This window comes from Caballeronia sp. LZ024 (assembly GCF_031451455.1).
Classification (GTDB): domain Bacteria; phylum Pseudomonadota; class Gammaproteobacteria; order Burkholderiales; family Burkholderiaceae; genus Caballeronia; species Caballeronia telluris.
Window position 1 is genome coordinate 3,198,185 of the sequence record NZ_JARUXL010000001.1, and the last position, 19,907, is coordinate 3,218,091.

Here is a 19,907-nt window from a genome sequence, read left to right on the forward strand (position 1 = left end):
CGTGGAGGTGATAGGTCGGCGCGCGAAATATCCGTTGCCGTGCGCGAGGCGACGCGCTGAATCTGAAACGAGCGGGGCCATTGGAACCGAAACGAGAGGAAACGAGAACCGCGCGGCGAACGCCGCGCGGGCAAAACAGGGGATACGTCAAACACCCATCAGATTCAACCGCTCGCAAATCGTCTTGGTCGCGGCCGCGCCGTTCAGCGTATAGAAATGCAGTCCGGGCGCGCCTTCGTCGATGAGACGGCGACACAGATCCGTGACCACATCCAGCCCGAAATTGCGAATCGCCTCGCGGTCGTCGCCATAGCTTTCCAGCCGGCGCGCGATCCACTTCGGCACTTCCGCGCCGCACATCTCCGAAAAACGCATCAGTTGCGTGAAGTTCGTGATCGGCATGACGCCGGGCACGATCGGCACGTCGACACCCAGCCTGCGCGCTTCGTCGACGAAACGGAAATACGCGTCGCCGTTATAGAAGTACTGCGTGATCGCCGAATTCGCGCCCGCCTGCACCTTGCGCACGAAGTTCTCCAGATCGCTCTTGGGCGTTCGCGCCTGCGGGTGATATTCCGGATACGCGGCCACTTCGATGTTGAACCAGTCGCCATGTTCCGCGCGGATGAAGCTCACCAGCTCCGACGCATAACGCAGCTCGCCGACTTCGCCCATGCCCGAAGGCAAATCGCCGCGTAGCGCGACGATATGGCGAATACCGTTTTCGCGGTACTGTCCGAGAATCGCCCGCAGGCTCTCCTTCGACGACCCGATGCACGACAGATGCGGCGCCGCTTCCAGTCCTTCCTGCTTCATTTCGAGCACGGTGTCGAGCGTGCCTTGCTGCGTCGAGCCGCCCGCGCCGAACGTCACGGAGACGAACTTCGGCTTGAGCCGCGCGAGTTGCGCGCGCGAGGCGCGCAGTTTGTCGACGCCTTCCTGCGTTTTCGGCGGGAAGAATTCGAATGAAAGTTCGATCGGTTTCATGATGGTCAATGTACGGGCGACATAACGTCACGTCACCCGAAGTTGCGCTGCCCGAAGATCAGCGCCGACAGCAGCCACGAGACGATGCTGTAGAGAATCGAACCGAAGAACGCCGACCAGAATCCCGACACCTCGAAGCCCTTCAGCAGCGACGCGCACAGCCAGAAACACAGCGCGTTCACGACGAGAATGAAGAGCCCGAGCGTGAGCACGGTCACGGGCAGCGTCAGCAGGATCAGCACCGGGCGCAATACCGTGTTGATGAGACCCAGCACGATCGCGACGATCAGCGCCGTGCCGAAGTTGCGAATGTGGATCGACGGCACGAGATAGGTGATGATCAAAAGCGCGAGCGCATTGATCAGCCAGGTCAACAGCACGGTCATCGATGATTCTCCGGTGAAATTGTCTACGGCATTCGTGAATACGGGCGAAGGCTTGGCCGCCCTCGCCCGTCGTTCGACTACGTCGGCGCTACCGTGAACCGCTTAATAACGATAGTGGTTCGGCTTGAACGGACCGTTCTTGTCGACGCCGATATAGCCGGCCTGCTCGTCCGACAGCACGGTCAGGTCCGCACCGATGCGCCCCAGATGCAGACGCGCGACCTTTTCGTCGAGATGCTTCGGCAGCACGTAGACCTTGTTCTCATACGTGTTACCGCGCGTGAACAGTTCGATCTGCGCAAGCGTCTGGTTCGTGAACGAATTCGACATCACGAACGACGGGTGGCCGGTCGCGCAGCCGAGGTTCACGAGACGCCCTTCCGCCAGCAGGATGATGCGCTTGCCGTCCGGGAAGATGATGTGGTCGACTTGCGGCTTGATGTTGTCCCACGTGTACTGGCGCGTCGACGCGACGTCGATTTCCGAATCGAAGTGGCCGATGTTGCAGACGATCGCGTTGTTGCGCATCGCCTTCATGTGGTCGTGGCCGATCACGTGGTAATTGCCGGTCGCGGTCACGAAGATGTCGGCCTTGTCGGCGGCGTATTCCATCGTCACGACGCGATAGCCTTCCATCGCCGCCTGCAACGCGCAGATCGGATCGATTTCCGTGACCCACACGGTCGCGCCGAGGCCGCGCAGCGATTGCGCGCAGCCCTTGCCCACGTCGCCGTAACCCGCGACGACCGCGATCTTGCCCGCAATCATCACGTCGGTCGCGCGCTTGATGCCGTCGACGAGCGACTCGCGGCAGCCGTAGAGATTATCGAACTTCGACTTCGTGACCGAATCGTTCACGTTGATCGCCGGGAACGGCAGGCGGCCTTCCTTTTCCATCTGGTAAAGGCGATGCACGCCCGTCGTGGTTTCTTCCGTCACGCCCTGAATGTGCTTCAGGCGCGTGGAATACCACGTCGGATCGGCGTCGAGGTGCGATGCGATCGACTTGTACAGCGCGACTTCTTCCTCGTTCGTCGGCTTGCCGATGACCGAGCGGTCCTTCTCCGCCTTCGAGCCGAGAATGAGCAGCAACGTGGCGTCGCCGCCGTCGTCGAGGATCATGTTCGCGAATTCGCCGTTCGGCCATTCGAAGATGCGGTGCGAGAACTCCCAGTATTCGTCGAGCGATTCGCCCTTGAACGCGAACACCGGCGTGCCGCCCGCGGCGATGGCGGCCGCGGCGTGATCCTGCGTCGAGAAAATGTTGCACGACGCCCAGCGCACGTCGGCGCCGAGCGCCGTCAGCGTTTCGATCAGCACGCCCGTCTGGATCGTCATGTGCAGCGATCCGGCGACGCGCGCGCCCTTCAGCGGCTGCTGCGTCTTGTACTCTTCGCGCGTCTGGATGAGACCGGGCATTTCCGTCTCGGCGATGTCGAGTTCCTTGCGGCCCCAGGCGGCAAGCGACATGTCGGCGACGACGTAATCGGTGGAATTCTTGGAATCGATAACTGCGGCGTTCATCACGCCCTCCTTTCTAAATAAGCTAGAAATGTTGACGTGAGCGCCGTTCGATGCGGCGGGTCAATGAGCGCTTGTCACGCCTTCGAACCGTCCGGATTGAATGCTCCGAGCCTGGCGGCTTCGTTGATGCTGAAACCGTCGCAACGCTCCTCGGAAGCGAATGGCGATTGTAGCAAAAATGTGAGACGTGTTTGAGCGCGCGAGGCGCGCGGATCAGAACGGCAAGATAGAAAGCAGCGGCGCGATCAGCACCATCACGACGCCGGCGATCATCATCGTCAGGCTCGCGACGACGCCTTCTTCGCTGCCGAGCTCGCGCGCCTTCGCGGTGCCGACGCCGTGCGCCGCCGCGCCGAACAGCGCGCCGCGCGCGAGCCGCGTGCGCAGCGGCACGAGCGCGAGCACGATCTCGCCAAACAGCATGCCGCAGACGCCCGTCGCGATCACGAACAGCGCGGTGAGGTCCCTGGGCGCGTGAATCTTGTCGGAGACGGCAAGCGCGAACGGCGTGGACACCGAGCGCGTCGCGAGACTGCGCTGCAGTTCCGGCGACAAATGCAGCAGCTTCGCCAGCACGAGCGACCCGCCAACGGCGACCAGAATCCCGACCGTCACGCCGACCGACAGCGAAATCCAGTGCCGCTTCAGCAGATGCCGGTATTCGTAGATCGGCACGGCGAACGCGACCGTCGCCGGACCGAGCAGCCACATCAGCCAGCGCGTGTCGGCAAAGTAGACCGGATACGGAATCCGTGCGAACACCACGATCAGCGCGAGAACGACGGGAACGGCCAGCATCGGCGTGAGCCACGGACTCCGGAAACGCGCGTAGAGGCGCTTCGACCCGAAATAGAGCGCGATCGTCAGCACGAAACAGCCCGCCGCGATCAGACGCGCGGCGTCGTCGGCGAAGAGGGAGTCGTAGAAGTGGGTCATCGGCTGGCCGTTTCGGTGCGTGCTATGCCCGCGCCGCGTGGCGCGCGATCATCGCGCGTCGCAAGGCGAGCCGCCGTTCGAGGCGCGCCGCGCGATCGACGGCGAATGCCACCGCGATCATCACCATCAGCGTCCCGCCGACGACCACAAGCGCGAGGCGCCAGCCGTCTTCCATGAAGAGGCCGCCGTACTGCACGGCCGCCACCGCCGCCGGGATGAAGAACAGCAACATGTCGGCGAGCAGCCAGTCGGCGCCGGCTTTCACCCAGCGCGGCGCGACGCCGCCGCAAAAGAGCAGCGCGAGCAGCGCCAGCAAGCCGACGACGCCGCCCGGCACCGGCAGCGCCAGCTTGCGCGCGACCATATCGGCGACGAACCAGATGGCCGCGAGCGCCGCGCTTTGCAGCGCGATCCGCATGAAACGGCCGATCGCGCCCTGCGAGCCGATGGCGTTCGATAAGACAGCGATGACAAAGGACATGGTGGACCTCGATACGTCGGACTAGGGTTAACCTGTAGGCCGAGTATAGAGCGCCCTTAAACATAATAAAAATGACTTAAACTTATCCGAAACATTCCATTTCGGAATCTTGGAGAGTCGAATGGAGTTGCGCGCGCTGAGGTACTTCGTCGAAGTCGTGAAGCAGAAGAGCTTCACCGTCGCGGCGGAACAGATGTTCGTGACGCAGCCGACCATCAGCAAGATGGTGAAGGCGCTCGAAGACGAAATCGGCTCGCCGCTTCTCTTGCGCGAAGGGCGCCAGATGGTGCTGACCGACGCCGGCCAGATCGTCTATCAGCGCGGACTCGATGTGTTGGCCGCGCACGCGCTGCTCGAAGCCGAGCTCAACGATCTCGGCACGTTCGGGCGCGGCACGCTGACGATCGGCATCCCGCCGATGGGCGGCTCGCTCTTCACACCCGCGATTGCAGCATTCAAGCAGCGCTATCCGAAGGTGGAATTGAAGCTCTTCGAGCGCGGATCGAAGGCGATCGAGGCCGCGCTGCTGGACGGCGAACTGGAACTCGGCGGCGTGCTGCAACCCGTCGACCTCGCGATGTTCGACGTCCTGCCGGTCAGCCGTCAGCTTCTCTGGCTCGTCGCGCAGAAAGGCTCGCGCTGGGATCAGGAAGCGGAAGTCGCGCTCGCGGACCTCGCGAGCGAGCCGTTCGTGTTCTATGGCGAGAGCCTCGCGCTCTCCGACGTCGTGCTGAACGCGTGCCGCGAAGCAAGCTTTTCGCCGACGATCGTCGGACGCAGCGGCCATTGGGATTTCATGGCGGCGCTGGTGCAGGCCGGCGTCGGTATCGCGCTGCTGCCGGCGCCGTACTGCCGCCGCCTCGACACGGATACGTTCACCTGCCGCCCGGTCGTCGAGCCGGAGATCCACTGGGACATGGCCGTCGGCTGGCGGCGCAACGGCTATCTGTCGCATGCGGCGCGCGCGTGGCTCGACGTTGCGCGGCAGACGTTGCCCTCGAACCTGGGCCAGGATTTTCTGTCGGCGGAACGCTTTTCGTCGCGCGATCCGAACGCCGGGCCGCGCTGAACGAAAAAACGCCGCCCGCTTCGATGAAGCGGACGGCGTTTTCAGTCACGAGCGATGCGACGCATCGCCCGCCAGGGTCAATTATTCCTGACCCTTGAACTCGATGCGGCGGTTCGCAAAGCGGCCGCTTGCCGTCGAGTTGTCGGCGACCGGGTTGGCATCGCCGTAACCTTGCGGCGTCAGCGAGTCGGCCGGAACGCCGTGCTTCACGAGGAACGCGCGCACTGCTTCCGCACGCTTCTTCGAGAGCGCCAGATTCGTCTCCGCGCCGCCGACGTTGTCCGAATAGCCGCCGATTTCCATCTTCACGGTCTTGCCGGCTGTCGCGCAGGTCTTCAGCATTTCTGCCGACTTCGCGAGCGCCAGTTGCGCGTCTTGCGGCGGAACGTCCGAGCCGGTCGCGAAATTGATCACTTGCAGGTTCAGCACCTTCGCGACGTCCGCCGCCGCGCAGTCATCCGACTTGAACGCGCTGAACGCATTCATGAACGAATCCTTCGCGCTCGCCACGGCTTGCTTCACGTCGAACGTGCCGATCGTGAAACCCGCGCCGAACAGGTTCTTCAGCTTCTCGAGCCAGCCGAGCTTCGCGTCCGCTGCCGTGCCGCTCAGTTCGATCTTCTCGCCCGTGAGCTTCACTTCCGCGCCCGGCAATGCCATCAGCGGCAGCAGGCCGTCGAGCTTGTCGAGCCAGGAAGCCGGCTTCGTCTCCGGATCGACCGTCACGTTCGCCGTGAACTTGCCTTCGCCGAACTTCGCCGTCAGCGCGTCGAGCAGGGTCTTCTTCTCGGCTTCGCTGCCGACCGTTGCGTTGAGCGTGGGCACGCCGGCCTTGTCGACGGAGAACGTCAGCAACGCGTCCTTGGTCGGCACGACGGCCGGTTGCGAAGCGGCTTCCGAAGCGGGCGCCGCGGCCATTGCTGCGGGAGCCGCCGATGCCGCCGATGCCTCAGGAGCCGCCGAGGCCGCTACGGCCGAAGCTGCGTCCGACGCTGCGGCAGGTTCCGCTGCCGGCTGCTGCTTTTCGCCGACACAACCGCGGCCGAGCAACAGCGCGAGGAGCGCGAGCGCGGCCAGCACTGCGAGCCACCACCACTTCTTCTTGCTGGCCTTCTCCTGCACGACGATCTTGTCGACCGAGCTGTTCACGGCCGATACGCGTGCGTTCTGCGCCGACGGATGCTCCAGATGCGACGACACCGCCTTCATCTGCGCGCCGACGCCAGCCAGGAAACTGCCTGCGCTGCCGAGACCGAGTGCGCTCGTGATCGAGTCGTTCAGGGCCGGCTTCACGAACGTCAGCTGATGGCCGAGCAGCGTGGGCAACGCGCCCGCGGCGCCGTTGTGCTGCGTGAAGTAGTGCTTGAGGACGCCGAGCAGGATCGTGCCGACCACGCCTGTCATCGCGTGCGTCGCGCTGGCGGGCACGCCGGTCTGCGTCGCGACCGAGCCGGCCAGTGCTTCGAGACGCTCGGCCGGCGCGACTGCGCCCACGAGACGCGTGCCCATGCCGAGCAGCTTCTGCAGGCCGTCGCCTTGCACGAGCGACGGCAATTGCTCGACGATGTTCGCGTTCGTGTCCGGCGACATGACCGCGGCGAACAGCCCGCGCGCGCCTTCCGGCGACGCTGCCTTGTTCATCAGCGAACCGACCAGCGCCGGCGCCACCAGGCCGACCACACGCTTTGCAGATTCGGGCGCCACGCCGATACGCGTAGCGAGCTGCTGCAACACGCTTTCGGTCAAAGCGCCTTGTACCAATTGAATAACGTTAATGCTCATGAAATGCTTCCCTCGAAATGCGTGATTGCATAGCAGCCCCATTTGGGCGCGCTGATTATAGGATCGGCATTCGTTAGTTCAGGTTATCTAAATAAAAAATCGGATTTACCTCAACGTTGCATTCGCGCGGGCCGCGCCTTGTGGCGACAGGGCTTCGCGCACGCGCGTCGTATGGATTTCGACAGGCTTTTCGGCGAGTCTTTCCTCTAGGCATCGAGCGAATGCGCCGCCTATGATTCTTAAATTCGAGATGAATGGTCGCGCGCATTAAAGACGATTCGAGCACGGCGAGGCGTGAAGCTTTTCTGGCGCCGTGACATTGCCGCATGGCCGCGCGGGGCGACGCGCTCAGGCCGCAACCATGCGCGCATGGGCCGATAGCGCTGAGCCGGATCGACCGCGAACGTCTTGCATGGGGCGCTAACTCCGGCCGACCGCCAACATGTTGCATGGGGCCGGAGTGTGCGCTAAATCGCTAACTCCGGCCGACACAGGAGACCGACGACGATGAGCACGCCTTCACGACCGCCGCGCTTCGGCGAGACGCATGACGTCTTCAATCAGAGTCCGCCGCTCGTCGGCTACGACATGTTCTCGTCCGATCCAGCGCTCGTCGCCGCGCTCACCCGCGAAGGCGCCGGCTGGCATGCGGAGACGCTCGCGCGCCACGGCCGCGCGCTGACACAGCCCGAGGTGCTCGCGCTCGCCGATCTCGCCAACCGCCATTCGCCCGAACTGCACACGCACGACGCGCGCGGCGAGCGCATCGACGCCATCGAGTTTCATCCCGCATGGCACGAACTGCTCACGCTGCTGCGGCGCGAAGGGCTCCACGCGCTGCCGTTCGAGGCCGCGTATCGGGAAAAAGCGGGCGCGATGGCCGCGCGCTGTGCCGGCTATTTTCTGCACGGCCAGCTGGAATCGGGCTCGCTGTGTCCGCCGACGATGACCTTCGCCAGCATCCCCGTGCTGCAAAAGGAACCGGCGCTCTATGCGACCCTGCGCGACGCGCTGCTGTCGCGCGAGCACGATCCGCGCGACATTCCGCTGTCCGAAGGCAAGCGCTCGATGCTGGTCGGCATGGGCATGACCGAAAAACAGGGCGGCTCGGACGTGCGCAGCAACCGAACCCGCGCCCACGCGGCGGGCGCGCCCGGGCGCGGCGGCGAGTACCGGCTGATCGGGCACAAGTGGTTCTTTTCCGCGCCGCAATCCGACGCCCATCTGGTGCTCGCGCGCGCAGAAGAAAGCGACGCGCTCTCGTGCTTCTTCGTGCCGCGCTTCGCGCCCGACGGCAGCCGCAACGCGGTCGAAGTCCAGCGCCTGAAGGACAAGCCCGGCAACCGGTCGAACGCGAGCAGCGAGGTGGAGTTTCTCGACGCTTACGGCGTGATGATCGGCGAAGAAGGGCGCGGCGTGCCGACGATCATCGAGATGGCGAACTACACGCGGCTCGATTGCGTGATCGGGAGCGCGGCACTGATGCGCGCCGCGCTCGTTCAGGCGATCCACCACGCGCGGCATCGCAGCGCGTTCGGCGCGAAACTCGTCGACCAGCCGCTGATGCGCAACGTCCTCGCCGACCTGGCGCTCGAATCCGAAGCCGCCACGCTGCTCTTCATGCGGCTCGCGGGCGCGTTCGAGACGAGCCCCACGGCCGGCGGCGCGCCCGAGGCGCGCGCGTGGCGCCGGCTCGTTACGCCCGCCGCGAAGTTCTGGGTCTGCAAGCGCGCGCTCGAATTCACCGGCGAGGCGATGGAAGTGTGGGGCGGCAACGGCTACGTCGAAACCGGGCCGATGGCGCGTTTCTATCGCGAGGCACCGGTCAATTCGATCTGGGAAGGCTCGGGCAACGTGATGTGCCTCGACGTGCTGCGGGCGTTCGAGCGCGAGGCCGAGGCGGCGCACGCGCTGTTCGCGTCGTGGCAGGAGACCGCGCGCGCGCACCCGGCGCTGGCGCCGGCGCTCGATGCGCTCGTGCGCGCGCTCACCGACGATCCGGCGACGCGCGAGGCATCGGCGCGGCGGATCGCGCAGCAACTGGTATTGACGGCGCAGGCGGTGCTGCTCGCGACGCATGCGCCGGAAGCAATCGCCGATGCGTTCATCGAGACGCGGCTCGGCGAGGCCCGCGGGCAGACGGGTCGTGTCTACGGCACGCTGCCCGGGCGATTCGATCACGCGTCGCTGGTCGCGCGGGCGTTCGCAGCGTAAGCGCGCCGAGCGCCTCGTCAGCGCGGCAAGCGGGGAGTTTTCGTCGTGGACAAATGGCTAGGGGAAGGCGCGGATTCGCCCGACGCGTCACCGTTTTCCAGCCGGTACAGCCACGCCAGCAATTCCGCCACGGCCTGATACAGCGCGGGCGGAATGCGCGCGTCGAGATCGACCTGCATCAGCAGCGACACCATCTCCGGCGCTTCGTGCACATACAGCCCCGCGTCCTTCGCGCGCTGCACGATCATCTCCGCGACGATCCCGTAGCCTTTCGCGACGACGCGCGGGGCCGCATCGCGGTTGGCATTGTCGTAGGCGAGCGCGGTCGCCTGCTTGCGCACGTCGGACGGGTAGTTCGGCGCGCTCACGATCCCGTCCCCCTTGAAGCGCCCGGCGCCCGGAACAGATGCTCGAACGGCGACGGCACCGGCTTGTGCGCACCCGCAGTACCTGCCAGCGGCCCGCCGTCGAGGTTCTCGCCCGCGCCGCCCACCGCGCGGATCGACAGCCCCGCCAATCCGATGCCCGCCGCCGCGAGCTGCTCGCGAAACGCGTCGCCGTCGGCGGCAAGGCGCGCCGCGCCGTGGGCGCCCGCGTTGATCCGCGCGACGAGCTTGTCGCCCGTCAGCACGAGATCGGCGTCGACGGTGCCAAGCGTCGGCAGCGACAAAGTGACGCGCGTGCGCCACGGGCGCTCCGCCGACGCGCGGGTGTCGGGCGCGCGTGCGTCGCGTTCCTGCGGCGCGATTTCCCATTCGAAACGCGCGCCCGGCCACGCCTCGCCGGACCAGCGGAACTGGTCGGTCGCGAGCAGGTCGAGCTGCTGGCGCACGAGCGGAATCGTCGACGGATGGATTCCCGCCATCAGCGCCGCCTGAACGGCCGACTCCTTCGGCGCCGGCGCGCTCGCCGCGCTGCCCGCCGCCGAAAACACCGAAGCGGGCGCATCGCGCAATGAATGGGCGAGCGCGGCCGCCTGCTCCGCGTTGCGCGGCGGCACGAACGCGTGCGCCGTCCCCTCAAGGTCCGGCAGGTCGGCCGCGCCGGCGAAACGCTGCGGCGCGCTCGGGTCGTCGAGCCAGACATCGGCGTCGGCGGGCTGATCGGGCGTGTCGAGAGGAAGGGCCATCGCGCGCGGATCGACGCGCGCTTGCGGCTCGCTCGCCAGCAAAGCCGCCGGACGCTGGCCCGCGAGCCACTCGACGAGATGCGATTCGTAGAAAAGACCGCTTTCGCCGACCGTCTTCGAGAGCGCCGCCACGAGCGCGCTGGCGGGCAGCGGCGGCGCCGGCTGGCTCGCGGCGCGGGCAGCGGCGGCGTTCGCGACTGCGCCGAGCGTGGAAGGCGAGGAGAACGCGTGATCGAAGAGGCCGCCGGAAAGCGCCGCGAAAGCGCTCGCGGCGCGCGGCGCGGTCGGCCAGAGGGGCGTGTTGCCGGTGAGCGCGGGCGTGGCGCCGCCGCCGAAGCGGGAAATGGCGTCGAGCGTGCGCGCGACGGTGCTGAGCGCCGTCTGCGCCGACGCTCCGCCCGCGCCCGACGCGCCGTTCTGCTCGCCGCCCGTGCCGGGCTGCGCCTCGACGAGCAGTTCGGACGTGCCGGTCTGGGTCGTCGTCTGGCCGGCGGTGGCGGAGGGCGACGGACGGATCGCGGACAAGAGCAGCTCGGCCCGGCTGGCGAGGAGCGTCGAAATCGCGTTGTCCAGTCCCGTCATGCCGGTTTCCTTGTCGACCGGCGCTGGCGCGATGCGCTCACTCCGGTCCCATGCAACAGGGCTGCGCCCGACTGCGGGGGCCGCGTGGCGGCGCCGCAGTCGCGTTGTCTAGCGCAGTCCGATGATCTTCTTGAGCACGCGCGCCGGGCTGTTCGTCGTGAACAGCGCCGACAGGCGCGCGAGCGACGGCGAGGTCAGATCGCGGATGGCGGCGTCGTCGGCGAGAATCCGCTTCACCAGATCAAGCTTGCGCGCCTTCGCGCTTTCGTTGAGTTCGGTGCCGCTATCCACTTCCTTCAGGCGATCGACGAGCTGGCGGTACGCCACCTGCATCGACTTCAGTTCGCCCCATTCGCCGCTGCGCGCGGCGACGAGCATCTGGCCGGAAAGTGCCGCAATGGCCTCGTAATGCTCGAAATATTCTTCAGTTGTCTTCATTCTTATATGGCATGTGCCACCGCATTCGCCGCGGCCGCCTGAGCCACTTCCGGTCCGATTCCTATCCACGCTTCTTCGAGCGTCGCGAGAAGGCCGTCGACCTCCACCAGCAACCGCTCGTCCTGGCGCAAGTTCGCCTCCAGAAGCCGGTGCGTCATATATGTATACAGCGCGTCCAGCCGCTCGGCGATCTCGCCGCCCGCTTCCTTGTTCAACGCCTGCTGCAAACCGGTCTCGACGATGCTGATCGCCTTGCCGACCGCGATGCCCCGCGCCTCGACATTGCCCTGCTGCAGATGCATCCGCGCCTGCGCGATCGCCTGACGTGCGCCCTGATAGAGCATCACGACCAGCCGGTGCGGGCTCGCGCCGGTCACTCCTGTCTGAAGGCCGACGCGCGCGTAGGCGCTGGCTCCAGCGTGTCCTGGGGAATACATCTGTGGTTCTCCTTATGCGTCCGATACGCCTCACCGCGACCCGCGCGCGCAGCACGAACGAACGTGCTTTGCGAAACGCCGGCCGGGGCGTTCCCGGTGTGAATCGATGCCGACGACGCCCGGCTGCGCGCGTCGTCTGCGCGGCCCGTGCATCGTGCTGTTATCGGGGTTATCGGAAAAACGCGCAAAAGCTTTAGGCCGCAAGGCGAACCGACTCCCGGCGCGAGGCGCCGCGAGCCCGGGGCAAACGGTCAGACTGAGATCTGCATGATGTCGTTGTAGGCGGAAACGAGCTTGTTGCGGACCTGCAGCCCGAATTGCAGGCCGACGTTCGCCTTCTGCATGTCCACCATCACGTCGTTGAGCGACACGTTCGGCGCGCCGACTTCGAACGCGTGCGCTTCGCCGAGCGCCTTGGTCTGGTTGTCGCTGATTTTCTCGATCGACGACTTGAGCGCGTCGGCGAAACCGCCCGCGCTGACCGCGCCCGACGAGGAAGTGCCCGTCACGCTGCCCGTGGCGACAGTCGCGCCGGTCCCGCCGGTCGCCTGTGCGGCCATGGAATGCAGTGCGGCGAGCGCGGAACCCAACGGGTTGATGGATGAATTCATGTTTGCTCCGAATGACAGGGGAACCGGGCGCGGCATATCGAGAGTTGAAGCAGGACTTCGAACCGGGGCTGTCCCAGGCCGCAGACCGGAATGCGCAACCTCACGGCTTCCTGTCTGGGCGGTTCGTCGATACGGTACGACCGATTGCAAAAAAGAATAGCAGTGGTGCGTTTTCCAAAGCGGTGAAAGAAGGGGTAAAACCCGGCTCTGTTTGCCGAATCGACTTGCGTGCGCGTGCGGATAATCCTGTCGTGAAAGTCTCCAATGGGCGCGTGATTCAAGGCGCGACCGGGACGACGCCAAGATTCGGAGAGCATCGACGCAATGGAAACGCCCAACAATTCCCTGATTACGCCCGACGCCAGAATGGGCCTGGCCGGTGCCCAGCCCGGCGCGCTCGGGAGCGCCTCGCCCGCCGCAAGCCTTAACGGCGCGGATTTCGGCGGCCTCGCGCAGCGCATGCCGATGCTGTCGCAATTCCGTTCGAATCCGCGCACGCCGCTGATCATCGCGGTCGCCTTCCTGGCGGCCGTGGTGGCCGGGCTCGTGCTGTGGTCGCGCCAGCCGGACTACCGCGTGCTGTTCTCCAATCTGTCGGACCGCGACGGCGGTGCAATCGTCGCCGCGCTTCAGCAGGGCAACATTCCGTATCGTCTGTCCGACGGCGGCGGCGCGATCCTCGTGCCGTCCGAGCAGGTTCACGAGACGCGCCTGCGGCTCGCGAGCCAGGGCCTGCCGAAAAACGGCTCGGTCGGCTTCGAACTGATGGACAACCAGAAGTTCGGTATCAGCCAGTTCGCCGAGCAGGTGAACTACCAGCGCGCGCTGGAAGGCGAACTCGAAAAGACGATCGGCTCGATTTCGTCGGTGAAGACGGCGCGCGTGCATCTCGCGATTCCGAAGCCGACCGTCTTCGTGCGCGAGAAGGAACTGCCGACCGCTTCCGTCATGGTGAACCTGTATCCGGGACGCGTGCTCGACGAAGGCCAGGTGCTGGCGATCGCGCACATGGTTTCTTCCGGCGTGCCGGACATGCCGGTAAAAAACGTCAACATCGTCGATCAGGACGGCAACCTGCTCACGCAGCAAAGCGCTGTCAACGGTCTCGACGCCTCGCAGCTCAAGTACGTCCAGCAGATCGAGCACAACACGCAAAAGCGCATCGACGCGATCCTCGCGCCGCTCTTCGGATCGGGCAACGCGCGGTCGCAGGTGAGCGCCGACGTCGATTTCTCGAAGCTCGAACAGACCGCCGAGAGCTACGGCCCGAACGCCAACCCGCAGGCGACGGCGATCCGCAGCCAGCAATCGAGCGAATCGAGCGAGAATTCGGGCGCGGGCGCCTCGGGCGTGCCGGGCGCGCTGTCGAACCAGCCGCCGCAGCCAGCGTCCGCGCCGATCGTGGCGCCGGCGTCCGACGCGACGGGCGCGGCCGTGAAAACCACGCCGACCAACCTGCGCAAGGACACGACCACCAACTACGAAGTCGACCGCACGGTGCGCCACTTCGAGCAGGCGACGGGCGGCATCAAGCGGCTGTCGGTGGCGGTGGTCGTGAACTATCAGAAGCAGGTCGACGCGAAGGGCAACGTCACCATGACGCCGCTCGCCGCCGAGAAACTCGCGCAGGTCCAGCAACTCGTGAAGGACGCGATGGGCTACGACGAGAAGCGCGGCGACTCGGTGAACGTCGTGAACAGCACGTTCTCGGGCGACACCGACCTCACGCCGGACCTGCCGTGGTGGCGCACGCCGGACATGATCGCGCGCGGCATCCAGCTCGCGAAGTATCTCGGCATCGGCCTCGTGGCGACGTTCCTCTACTTCAGCATGGTGAAGCCGGCGATGCGCCGCGCGTTCCCGCCGCCCGAGCCGCCCGCCGCGCTCGCGCCGCCCGACGAACTGTCGCTCCTCGACGGCCCGTCGATGCCGGACGCCAAGACGGCGGAAGAAGACAAGGATGCCGAGGTCAGTCTCCTCGGTCATGAAAGCAGCAAGGCCAAGTTCGAACGCAATCTCGACTACGCACGCATGGTGGCGCGCCAGGATCCGAGAATCGTTGCGACGGTCGTAAAGAATTGGGTGTCCGATGAACGCTGAAGGCCTGAACAAATCCGCCCTCCTCCTGATGTCGATCGGTGAGGAAGAAGCCGCCGAAGTCTTCAAGTACCTCGCTCCGCGCGAAGTGCAGAAGATCGGCGCGACGATGGCGGCGCTCAAGAACGTCACGCGCGAGCAGCTCGACAACGTGATGACCGAATTCGTCAGCGAAGCCGAGAAGCACACGGCGCTCTCGCTCGATTCGAACGAGTACATCCGCTCCGTGCTGACGAAGGCGCTCGGCGAAACCAAGGCCGGCGCGCTGATCGACCGCATTTTGCAGGGCAGCGACACGAGCGGCATCGAAGGTCTGAAGTGGATGGACTCGGCGGCCGTCGCGGAACTCATCAAGAACGAGCACCCGCAGATCATCGCGACGATCCTCGTGCACCTCGACCGCGACCAGGCGTCGGAAATCGTCTCGCTGCTGACGGAACGCCTGCGCAACGACGTGCTGCTGCGCATCGCGACGCTCGACGGCATCCAGCCGGCGGCGCTGCGCGAACTCGACGACGTGCTGACCACGCTCCTCTCCGGGTCCGACAACCTGAAGCGCGCGCCGATGGGCGGGATCCGCACGGCGGCGGAAATCCTCAACTTCATGTCGAGCAATCACGAGGAAGGCGTGCTGGAAAACGTCAAGGAATACGACGCGGAACTGGCGCAGAAGATCATCGACCAGATGTTCGTGTTCGAAAACCTGCTCGATCTCGAAGACCGCGCGATCCAGCTGCTGCTGAAGGAAGTGGAATCCGAGACGCTGATCGTTTCCCTGAAGGGCGCGCAGCCCGGGCTGCGCCAGAAGTTCCTGTCGAACATGTCGCAGCGCGCGGCCGAACTGCTCGCGGAAGACCTCGATTCGCGCGGTCCGGTGCGCGTGTCGGAAGTCGAGCAGCAACAACGCAAGATCCTGCAGATCGTGCGCAATCTCGCCGAAAACGGCCAGATCCAGTTAGGCGGCAAGGCCGAGGATGCATATGTCTGATACTGCTCGCGCGCAGAAGGCGCACAAGCCGCAGCTTTCGGCGTACCAGCGCTGGGAGATGGCGTCGTTCGACCCGGTGACGGTCGACAACAGCGCCGCCGAGCAGGCCGCGCTCGAAGCCCATCTGCGCCGCGTGCACGAAGACGCGCACGCTCAGGGCCTGGCGCAAGGGCACGTCGCCGGGCAGGCGATGGGCTACCAGACCGGCTACGAGCAGGGTCTCGCGAAAGGTTTCGAGGACGGCCGCAAGGAGGCGCTCGCCGAAGCCGCGCGTCTCGCCGATCTCGCCGACGCGTTCAAGACCGCGCTCCAGGCCGCCGACGCGGTGGTCGCGGAATCGCTGACCGCCCTCGCGCTCGACATCGCGCAACAGGTCGTGCAGCAGCACATCGCGCTCGATCCGACGGCGCTGCTCGCGGTCGCCCGCGAAGTGATCGCCGCCGAACCGGCGCTCGCCGGCGCCCCGCATCTGACGGTGAATCCGGCGGATCTGCCGGTCGTCGAGGCGTATTTGCAGGAAGAACTTCAGGCCGCCGGCTGGAGCGTGCGCACCGATCCCGCGATCGAACGCGGCGGCTGCCGCGCGCAGGCCGCGACCGGCGAAATCGACGCGACCAACGTCACGCGCTGGGAGCGCGTCGCGGCGGCGCTCGGGAGGACCCAGCCGTGGTGAACTCGCATCAGCACGCCCATCCGCATCCGATCGCACCCGCGCGCCGCGTCACGCAGGACGGCTTGAGCGAACTCGAACAGGAAATCGCGCGCGCGTCGTTCGGGCCGCTGCCGAACGACGGCGAAGCCGCCGCGCCGAGCGCCGAGGAACGCGCGGCGCAAACCATCGTACAACTGGCCGATCTGGCCGGCAATCCGCATCTCGACGGCTGGCGCGCGCAGCTCGACGCGCTCAAGGCGCGAAGCGGCATCGCCCGCCCGCTGCGTCCGTGCGGACGCCTGACGCGCGCGGCCGGCCTCGTGCTGGAAGCGGTCGGGCTGAAGCTCGGCGTCGGTTCCGAATGCATGATCGAGTTGCCCGCCGGCAGTTCGATTCCGATGGCCGAAGCCGAAGTGGTCGGCTTTTCCGGCGACAAGCTCTTCCTGATGCCGACGACCGAAGTCGCGGGGCTGTTGCCCGGCGCGCGCGTCTATCCGCTGGAAAGCGCGCCGATCAACGATCCGATGGCGGGCGCGAAGCGTCTGCCGGTCGGCTGGGAAATGCTTGGGCGCGTGGTCGATGCGTCGGGCCGTCCGCTCGACGGGCTCGGGCCGCTCGGCGCGCGCGTCGACGCGCCGCTCTCCGCGCCGACCATCAACCCGCTGAACCGCGAGCCGATCCACAAGGTGCTCGACGTAGGCGTGCGCGCGATCAATACGCTGCTGACGGTCGGACGCGGACAGCGCATGGGCCTGTTCGCGGGCTCGGGCGTCGGTAAATCGGTGCTGCTCGGCACGATGGCGCGCTACACCAGCGCCGAAGTGATCGTGATCGGCCTGATCGGCGAACGCGGCCGCGAAGTGAAGGAATTCATCGAGCAGATTCTGGGCGAGGACGGCCTCGCGCGTTCGGTCGTCGTCGCAGCGCCAGCGGACGTCTCGCCGATCCTGCGGATGCAGGGCGCGACCTACGCGACCTCGCTCGCCGAATATTTCCGCGACCAGGGCAAGCATGTCCTGCTGCTGATGGACTCGCTCACGCGTTACGCGATGGCGCAGCGCGAGATCGCGCTCGCGATTGGCGAACCGCCCGCGACCAAGGGTTATCCGCCGTCGGTTTTCGCCAAATTGCCGGCACTCGTCGAACGGACGGGGAACGGACCGGAAGGCGGCGGGTCCATCACTGCGTTCTACACCGTCCTGACGGAAGGCGACGATCAGCAGGACCCCATCGCCGATTCGGCGCGCGCCATTCTCGACGGCCACATCGTCCTGAACCGCACGCTTGCCGAAGCGGGGCACTATCCGGCCATCGACATCGAGCAGTCGATCAGCCGGGCGATGACCGCGCTGATCGACGACAAGCATCTCGACCGCGTGCGCCTGTTCAAGCAGATGCTCTCGCGCTATCAGCGCAACCGCGATCTGATCAACGTCGGTGCTTATTCGAGCGGCCGCGACGCGCTGCTCGACCGCGCGATCGCGCTCTATCCGCGCATGGAAGCGTTCCTGCAGCAGGGATTCCGCGAACAGGCACCGTTCGAGCCGAGCCTCGCCCAGCTCGACCAGTTATTCGACCAAGGAAGCTGAGGAAACTGAAGCTCATGTCCAAACATTTGCCGATCAAGACGCTGATCAACCTCGCGGAAGAAGAACTCGATGCCGCCACCAAGAAACTCGGCAAGCTCCAGCAGGAGCGCAACGAGATCGAGGCGCAACTGAACTCGATCATCGCCTATCGCGACGAGTATCACGCGCGCTTCACGGCGTCGGCACAGCAAGGGACCACGGCGCAAACGCTGCGCAACTTCCAGGCTTTCGTCGATACGCTCGACGCCGCCATCGGCCAGCAGCGCGCGCTCCTCGTCGCGGGCGAGCAGCGGCTGGAGGCGGCCAAGCCCGAGTGGCGCATGAAGAAGCAGAAGCTCGGCTCATACGAAGTGCTTGCCGCACGCGGCGAAGCGGTGCTGCAGAAAAAGGCGGCGCGCATCGAACAGCGCGACGCCGACGAACACGCCGCGAAGATCCTGCGCATGCGGGCCGAAAAGGCCTGACGCGCGGAACGCGGCTGAACCATCAAACAGAAATCGAGAGGAATAACATGTCGTCCGTATCGTTTGGCAGCGCGCCGGTTGGCGCGGCGTCGCCGGTGTCGAAGAGCCGCGCGGCGTCCTCGCGCGACAACAGCGCGTCGGCGTCCTTCGGCCTGACGCTGCAAAGCATGACCGACAAGGCGAACGCGCAGGCCCAGGCGGCGCGTGACGCGGTGTCGTCGGCGATGTCGTCGGCGCCTCGCAGCAGCGTGCACGACGCGCCCAAGCCCGACGACGAACCCGCCGCGTCCGATTCGACGAGCGACGCAGACGAGGCGCAGGCCGCCGGCGAGAGCGATCAGGCCGGCAAGAGCGCGGGCGCGCAAAAGAGCGACAAGCCGTCGTCCGCCGACGCGAACGCGAAGGACGACGTCGCACCCGCCGCGGGCGACGCGCAGGCAAAGGCCGCCGCGCAGGCCGCGACCGCGGCCGCGGCGGCGAAAAACCGCGCGGACGCCGCAGCCGATGCGAACGCGGCGCTGTCCGAGCTGGCGAACGCGGCGGACGAAACAACGGCCGCCACGGCCGCGCCGGCCGATGCAACCGCCGCCGGCGACACGAAAACGACATCCGCGACCCGCAAATCCGCCGCCGACGCGAAATCTCCGCAGGACGCGTTGCAGGCGGCGCTTGCGGCGCTGAACAACGCGCCGGCTGCGGCGCCGGCGAATGCCGCGGCTTCGTCGGCTTCCGCGAATTCCGCCGAAGGCACCGGCACGGGCCTCGGCCGTGCGAATCGCGCGACCGGCGCGGGCAATGCGCTGCTTGGCGAGGGCAAGGGCGCGGCCACGGCGGGACCGGCCGACGCGGCCGCCCTCACGAACACGCAGGCGGCGGCGCTCGCCGTCCAGCCCGACGACGCCACGGCGGCCTACAAGCAGACGGCGGACGCAGCGGCGCACGCGAGCGCGCTGGCGGCGGCATCGGCGACGGCGAATACGGGCGCGTCGGGCGTGCAGGGAACGCTGGCAGCGGCGACGAGCGCGGCGATCGCGCCGCACGTCGGCGGTTCCGGCTGGGACGACGCCTTCAGCCAGAAGGTGGTGTTCCTGTCGAACGCGCACCAGCAGAGTGCGGAACTGACGCTCAATCCGAAGGATCTGGGACCGTTGCAGGTCACGCTGCAAGTCGCCGACAACCATGCGCACGCGCTCTTCGTGTCGCAACACGCGCAGGTGCGCGAGGCGGTCGAAGCGGCGTTGCCGAAGCTGCGCGAAGCGATGGAAGCGAACGGCATCAGCCTCGGTAGCGCGAGCGTCAACGACGGTTTCGCGCGGCAGTCGGGCCAGTCGGACCAGCAGGCGAACCAGGGCTCGGGGCGCGGCGGCCGGGATGGCGGCGGCATCGGGGCGCCCGGAAGCGCGGGCGAAGGCGGATCGACGGTGACGGCGAGCATGCCGCTGCGGCGCGCCGTCGGACTCGTGGACACGTTCGCCTGACCCGCGCGGCGCCGGCCGGCCGCGCCCCTTTTGCGAATGACGACGGGCGCCGAGGCGCCCTTT

General features: G+C 66.5%; 19 protein-coding genes and 1 riboswitch. Of the genes, 8 read left to right on the top strand and 11 right to left on the bottom strand.

Annotation, left to right across the window (positions count from 1 at the left end; translation table 11 throughout):
• Nucleotides 1–147 precede the first annotated feature (147 nt).
• The 5 genes from metF to QCE48_RS14480 form a co-directional block, all read right to left on the bottom strand.
• A complete protein-coding gene (gene metF, locus QCE48_RS14460; RefSeq protein ID WP_309787036.1) occupies nucleotides 148–987 on the bottom strand; it encodes a methylenetetrahydrofolate reductase [NAD(P)H] in 840 nt (279 codons plus the stop codon).
• Between the two features lie 32 nt (nucleotides 988–1,019).
• Nucleotides 1,020–1,373, bottom strand: a complete 354-nt coding sequence (locus QCE48_RS14465; protein WP_309787034.1) for a phage holin family protein — start codon at nucleotides 1,371–1,373, stop codon at nucleotides 1,020–1,022.
• A 102-nt stretch (nucleotides 1,374–1,475) separates the two neighbouring features.
• Nucleotides 1,476–2,897, bottom strand: a complete 1,422-nt coding sequence (gene ahcY, locus QCE48_RS14470; protein WP_309787032.1) for an adenosylhomocysteinase — start codon at nucleotides 2,895–2,897, stop codon at nucleotides 1,476–1,478.
• Nucleotides 2,898–2,928: 31 nt separating this feature from the next.
• Nucleotides 2,929–3,056, bottom strand: a riboswitch (S-adenosyl-L-homocysteine riboswitch).
• 54 nt (nucleotides 3,057–3,110) lie between these two features.
• The gene (locus QCE48_RS14475; RefSeq protein WP_309787031.1) at nucleotides 3,111–3,833 is read right to left on the bottom strand and encodes an LrgB family protein; all 723 of its coding nucleotides are present in this window, start codon (nucleotides 3,831–3,833) and stop codon (nucleotides 3,111–3,113) included.
• A 22-nt stretch (nucleotides 3,834–3,855) separates the two neighbouring features.
• Nucleotides 3,856–4,314 carry a CidA/LrgA family protein gene (locus QCE48_RS14480; RefSeq protein ID WP_309787030.1) on the bottom strand — a complete coding sequence of 153 codons (459 nt, stop codon included), beginning with the start codon at nucleotides 4,312–4,314 and terminating at the stop codon, nucleotides 3,856–3,858.
• A gap of 121 nt (nucleotides 4,315–4,435) precedes the next feature.
• On the opposite strand from QCE48_RS14480, the gene QCE48_RS14485 reads away from it, so the two are divergent.
• Nucleotides 4,436–5,383, top strand: coding sequence for a LysR substrate-binding domain-containing protein (locus QCE48_RS14485; protein WP_309787029.1), 948 nt, complete (start codon nucleotides 4,436–4,438; stop codon nucleotides 5,381–5,383).
• 81 nt (nucleotides 5,384–5,464) lie between these two features.
• Here the strand turns inward: QCE48_RS14485 and QCE48_RS14490 are convergent, their stop codons facing one another.
• A complete protein-coding gene (locus QCE48_RS14490; RefSeq protein ID WP_309787028.1) occupies nucleotides 5,465–7,165 on the bottom strand; it encodes an OmpA family protein in 1,701 nt (566 codons plus the stop codon).
• A gap of 507 nt (nucleotides 7,166–7,672) precedes the next feature.
• Here QCE48_RS14490 and QCE48_RS14495 point away from each other — a divergent pair.
• Nucleotides 7,673–9,379 (top strand): isovaleryl-CoA dehydrogenase, encoded by a 1,707-nt coding sequence (locus tag QCE48_RS14495; protein WP_309787027.1) that lies wholly within the window; start codon nucleotides 7,673–7,675, stop codon nucleotides 9,377–9,379.
• A 17-nt stretch (nucleotides 9,380–9,396) separates the two neighbouring features.
• Here the strand turns inward: QCE48_RS14495 and QCE48_RS14500 are convergent, their stop codons facing one another.
• From QCE48_RS14500 to fliE, 5 genes are all read right to left on the bottom strand, one after another.
• On the bottom strand, nucleotides 9,397–9,747 hold the full coding sequence (locus tag QCE48_RS14500; RefSeq protein WP_404983076.1) for an EscU/YscU/HrcU family type III secretion system export apparatus switch protein: 351 nt from the start codon (nucleotides 9,745–9,747) through the stop codon (nucleotides 9,397–9,399).
• Nucleotides 9,744–11,090, bottom strand: coding sequence for a flagellar hook-length control protein FliK (locus QCE48_RS14505; RefSeq protein ID WP_309787026.1), 1,347 nt, complete (start codon nucleotides 11,088–11,090; stop codon nucleotides 9,744–9,746). The genes QCE48_RS14500 and QCE48_RS14505 overlap by 4 nt, the downstream gene beginning before the upstream one ends.
• Before the next feature lie 108 nt (nucleotides 11,091–11,198).
• The gene (locus tag QCE48_RS14510) at nucleotides 11,199–11,528 is read right to left on the bottom strand and encodes a flagellar protein FliT (RefSeq protein ID WP_309787025.1); all 330 of its coding nucleotides are present in this window, start codon (nucleotides 11,526–11,528) and stop codon (nucleotides 11,199–11,201) included.
• Between the two features lie 2 nt (nucleotides 11,529–11,530).
• The gene (gene fliS / locus QCE48_RS14515) at nucleotides 11,531–11,965 is read right to left on the bottom strand and encodes a flagellar export chaperone FliS (protein ID WP_309787023.1); all 435 of its coding nucleotides are present in this window, start codon (nucleotides 11,963–11,965) and stop codon (nucleotides 11,531–11,533) included.
• 251 nt (nucleotides 11,966–12,216) lie between these two features.
• Nucleotides 12,217–12,576 (bottom strand): flagellar hook-basal body complex protein FliE, encoded by a 360-nt coding sequence (gene fliE, locus QCE48_RS14520; RefSeq protein WP_062631930.1) that lies wholly within the window; start codon nucleotides 12,574–12,576, stop codon nucleotides 12,217–12,219.
• A 324-nt stretch (nucleotides 12,577–12,900) separates the two neighbouring features.
• Here fliE and fliF point away from each other — a divergent pair, with 324 nt between their 5' ends.
• Genes fliF through QCE48_RS14550 form a run of 6 tightly spaced genes read left to right on the top strand, consistent with a single transcriptional unit; the run spans nucleotide 12,901 to nucleotide 19,844 of the window.
• On the top strand, nucleotides 12,901–14,676 hold the full coding sequence (fliF, locus tag QCE48_RS14525; RefSeq protein WP_309787022.1) for a flagellar basal-body MS-ring/collar protein FliF: 1,776 nt from the start codon (nucleotides 12,901–12,903) through the stop codon (nucleotides 14,674–14,676).
• Nucleotides 14,666–15,661 (top strand): flagellar motor switch protein FliG, encoded by a 996-nt coding sequence (gene fliG / locus QCE48_RS14530; RefSeq protein ID WP_309787021.1) that lies wholly within the window; start codon nucleotides 14,666–14,668, stop codon nucleotides 15,659–15,661. Before fliF ends, fliG begins: the two co-directional genes overlap by 11 nt.
• Complete coding sequence (gene fliH, locus QCE48_RS14535; protein WP_309787018.1) at nucleotides 15,648–16,334, top strand: flagellar assembly protein FliH; 687 nt, start codon at nucleotides 15,648–15,650, stop codon at nucleotides 16,332–16,334. Before fliG ends, fliH begins: the two co-directional genes overlap by 14 nt.
• Complete coding sequence (gene fliI / locus QCE48_RS14540) at nucleotides 16,328–17,902, top strand: flagellar protein export ATPase FliI (RefSeq protein WP_404983073.1); 1,575 nt, start codon at nucleotides 16,328–16,330, stop codon at nucleotides 17,900–17,902. The genes fliH and fliI overlap by 7 nt, the downstream gene beginning before the upstream one ends.
• 14 nt (nucleotides 17,903–17,916) lie before the next feature.
• Entirely contained in the window at nucleotides 17,917–18,366 is a 450-nt protein-coding gene (fliJ, locus tag QCE48_RS14545) for a flagellar export protein FliJ (protein ID WP_309787017.1), read from the top strand.
• A 47-nt stretch (nucleotides 18,367–18,413) separates the two neighbouring features.
• Nucleotides 18,414–19,844, top strand: coding sequence for a flagellar hook-length control protein FliK (locus tag QCE48_RS14550; RefSeq protein ID WP_309787016.1), 1,431 nt, complete (start codon nucleotides 18,414–18,416; stop codon nucleotides 19,842–19,844).
• The last annotated feature ends 63 nt before the right edge of the window (nucleotides 19,845–19,907 follow it).

What these genes read in the sequence shown, in the direction of transcription:
- metF (WP_309787036.1), bottom strand. Translation starts at nt 987, where the DNA reads ATGAAACCGATCGAACTTTCATTCGAATTCTTCCCGCCGAAAACGCAG.
- QCE48_RS14465 (WP_309787034.1), bottom strand. Translation starts at nt 1,373, where the DNA reads ATGACCGTGCTGTTGACCTGGCTGATCAATGCGCTCGCGCTTTTGATC.
- ahcY (WP_309787032.1), bottom strand. Translation starts at nt 2,897, where the DNA reads ATGAACGCCGCAGTTATCGATTCCAAGAATTCCACCGATTACGTCGTC.
- QCE48_RS14475 (WP_309787031.1), bottom strand. Translation starts at nt 3,833, where the DNA reads ATGACCCACTTCTACGACTCCCTCTTCGCCGACGACGCCGCGCGTCTG.
- QCE48_RS14480 (WP_309787030.1), bottom strand. Translation starts at nt 4,314, where the DNA reads ATGTCCTTTGTCATCGCTGTCTTATCGAACGCCATCGGCTCGCAGGGC.
- QCE48_RS14485 (WP_309787029.1), top strand. Translation starts at nt 4,436, where the DNA reads ATGGAGTTGCGCGCGCTGAGGTACTTCGTCGAAGTCGTGAAGCAGAAG.
- QCE48_RS14490 (WP_309787028.1), bottom strand. Translation starts at nt 7,165, where the DNA reads ATGAGCATTAACGTTATTCAATTGGTACAAGGCGCTTTGACCGAAAGC.
- QCE48_RS14495 (WP_309787027.1), top strand. Translation starts at nt 7,673, where the DNA reads ATGAGCACGCCTTCACGACCGCCGCGCTTCGGCGAGACGCATGACGTC.
- QCE48_RS14505 (WP_309787026.1), bottom strand. Translation starts at nt 11,090, where the DNA reads ATGACGGGACTGGACAACGCGATTTCGACGCTCCTCGCCAGCCGGGCC.
- QCE48_RS14510 (WP_309787025.1), bottom strand. Translation starts at nt 11,528, where the DNA reads ATGAAGACAACTGAAGAATATTTCGAGCATTACGAGGCCATTGCGGCA.
- fliS (WP_309787023.1), bottom strand. Translation starts at nt 11,965, where the DNA reads ATGTATTCCCCAGGACACGCTGGAGCCAGCGCCTACGCGCGCGTCGGC.
- fliE (WP_062631930.1), bottom strand. Translation starts at nt 12,576, where the DNA reads ATGAATTCATCCATCAACCCGTTGGGTTCCGCGCTCGCCGCACTGCAT.
- fliF (WP_309787022.1), top strand. Translation starts at nt 12,901, where the DNA reads ATGGAAACGCCCAACAATTCCCTGATTACGCCCGACGCCAGAATGGGC.
- fliG (WP_309787021.1), top strand. Translation starts at nt 14,666, where the DNA reads ATGAACGCTGAAGGCCTGAACAAATCCGCCCTCCTCCTGATGTCGATC.
- fliH (WP_309787018.1), top strand. Translation starts at nt 15,648, where the DNA reads ATGCATATGTCTGATACTGCTCGCGCGCAGAAGGCGCACAAGCCGCAG.
- fliJ (WP_309787017.1), top strand. Translation starts at nt 17,917, where the DNA reads ATGTCCAAACATTTGCCGATCAAGACGCTGATCAACCTCGCGGAAGAA.
- QCE48_RS14550 (WP_309787016.1), top strand. Translation starts at nt 18,414, where the DNA reads ATGTCGTCCGTATCGTTTGGCAGCGCGCCGGTTGGCGCGGCGTCGCCG.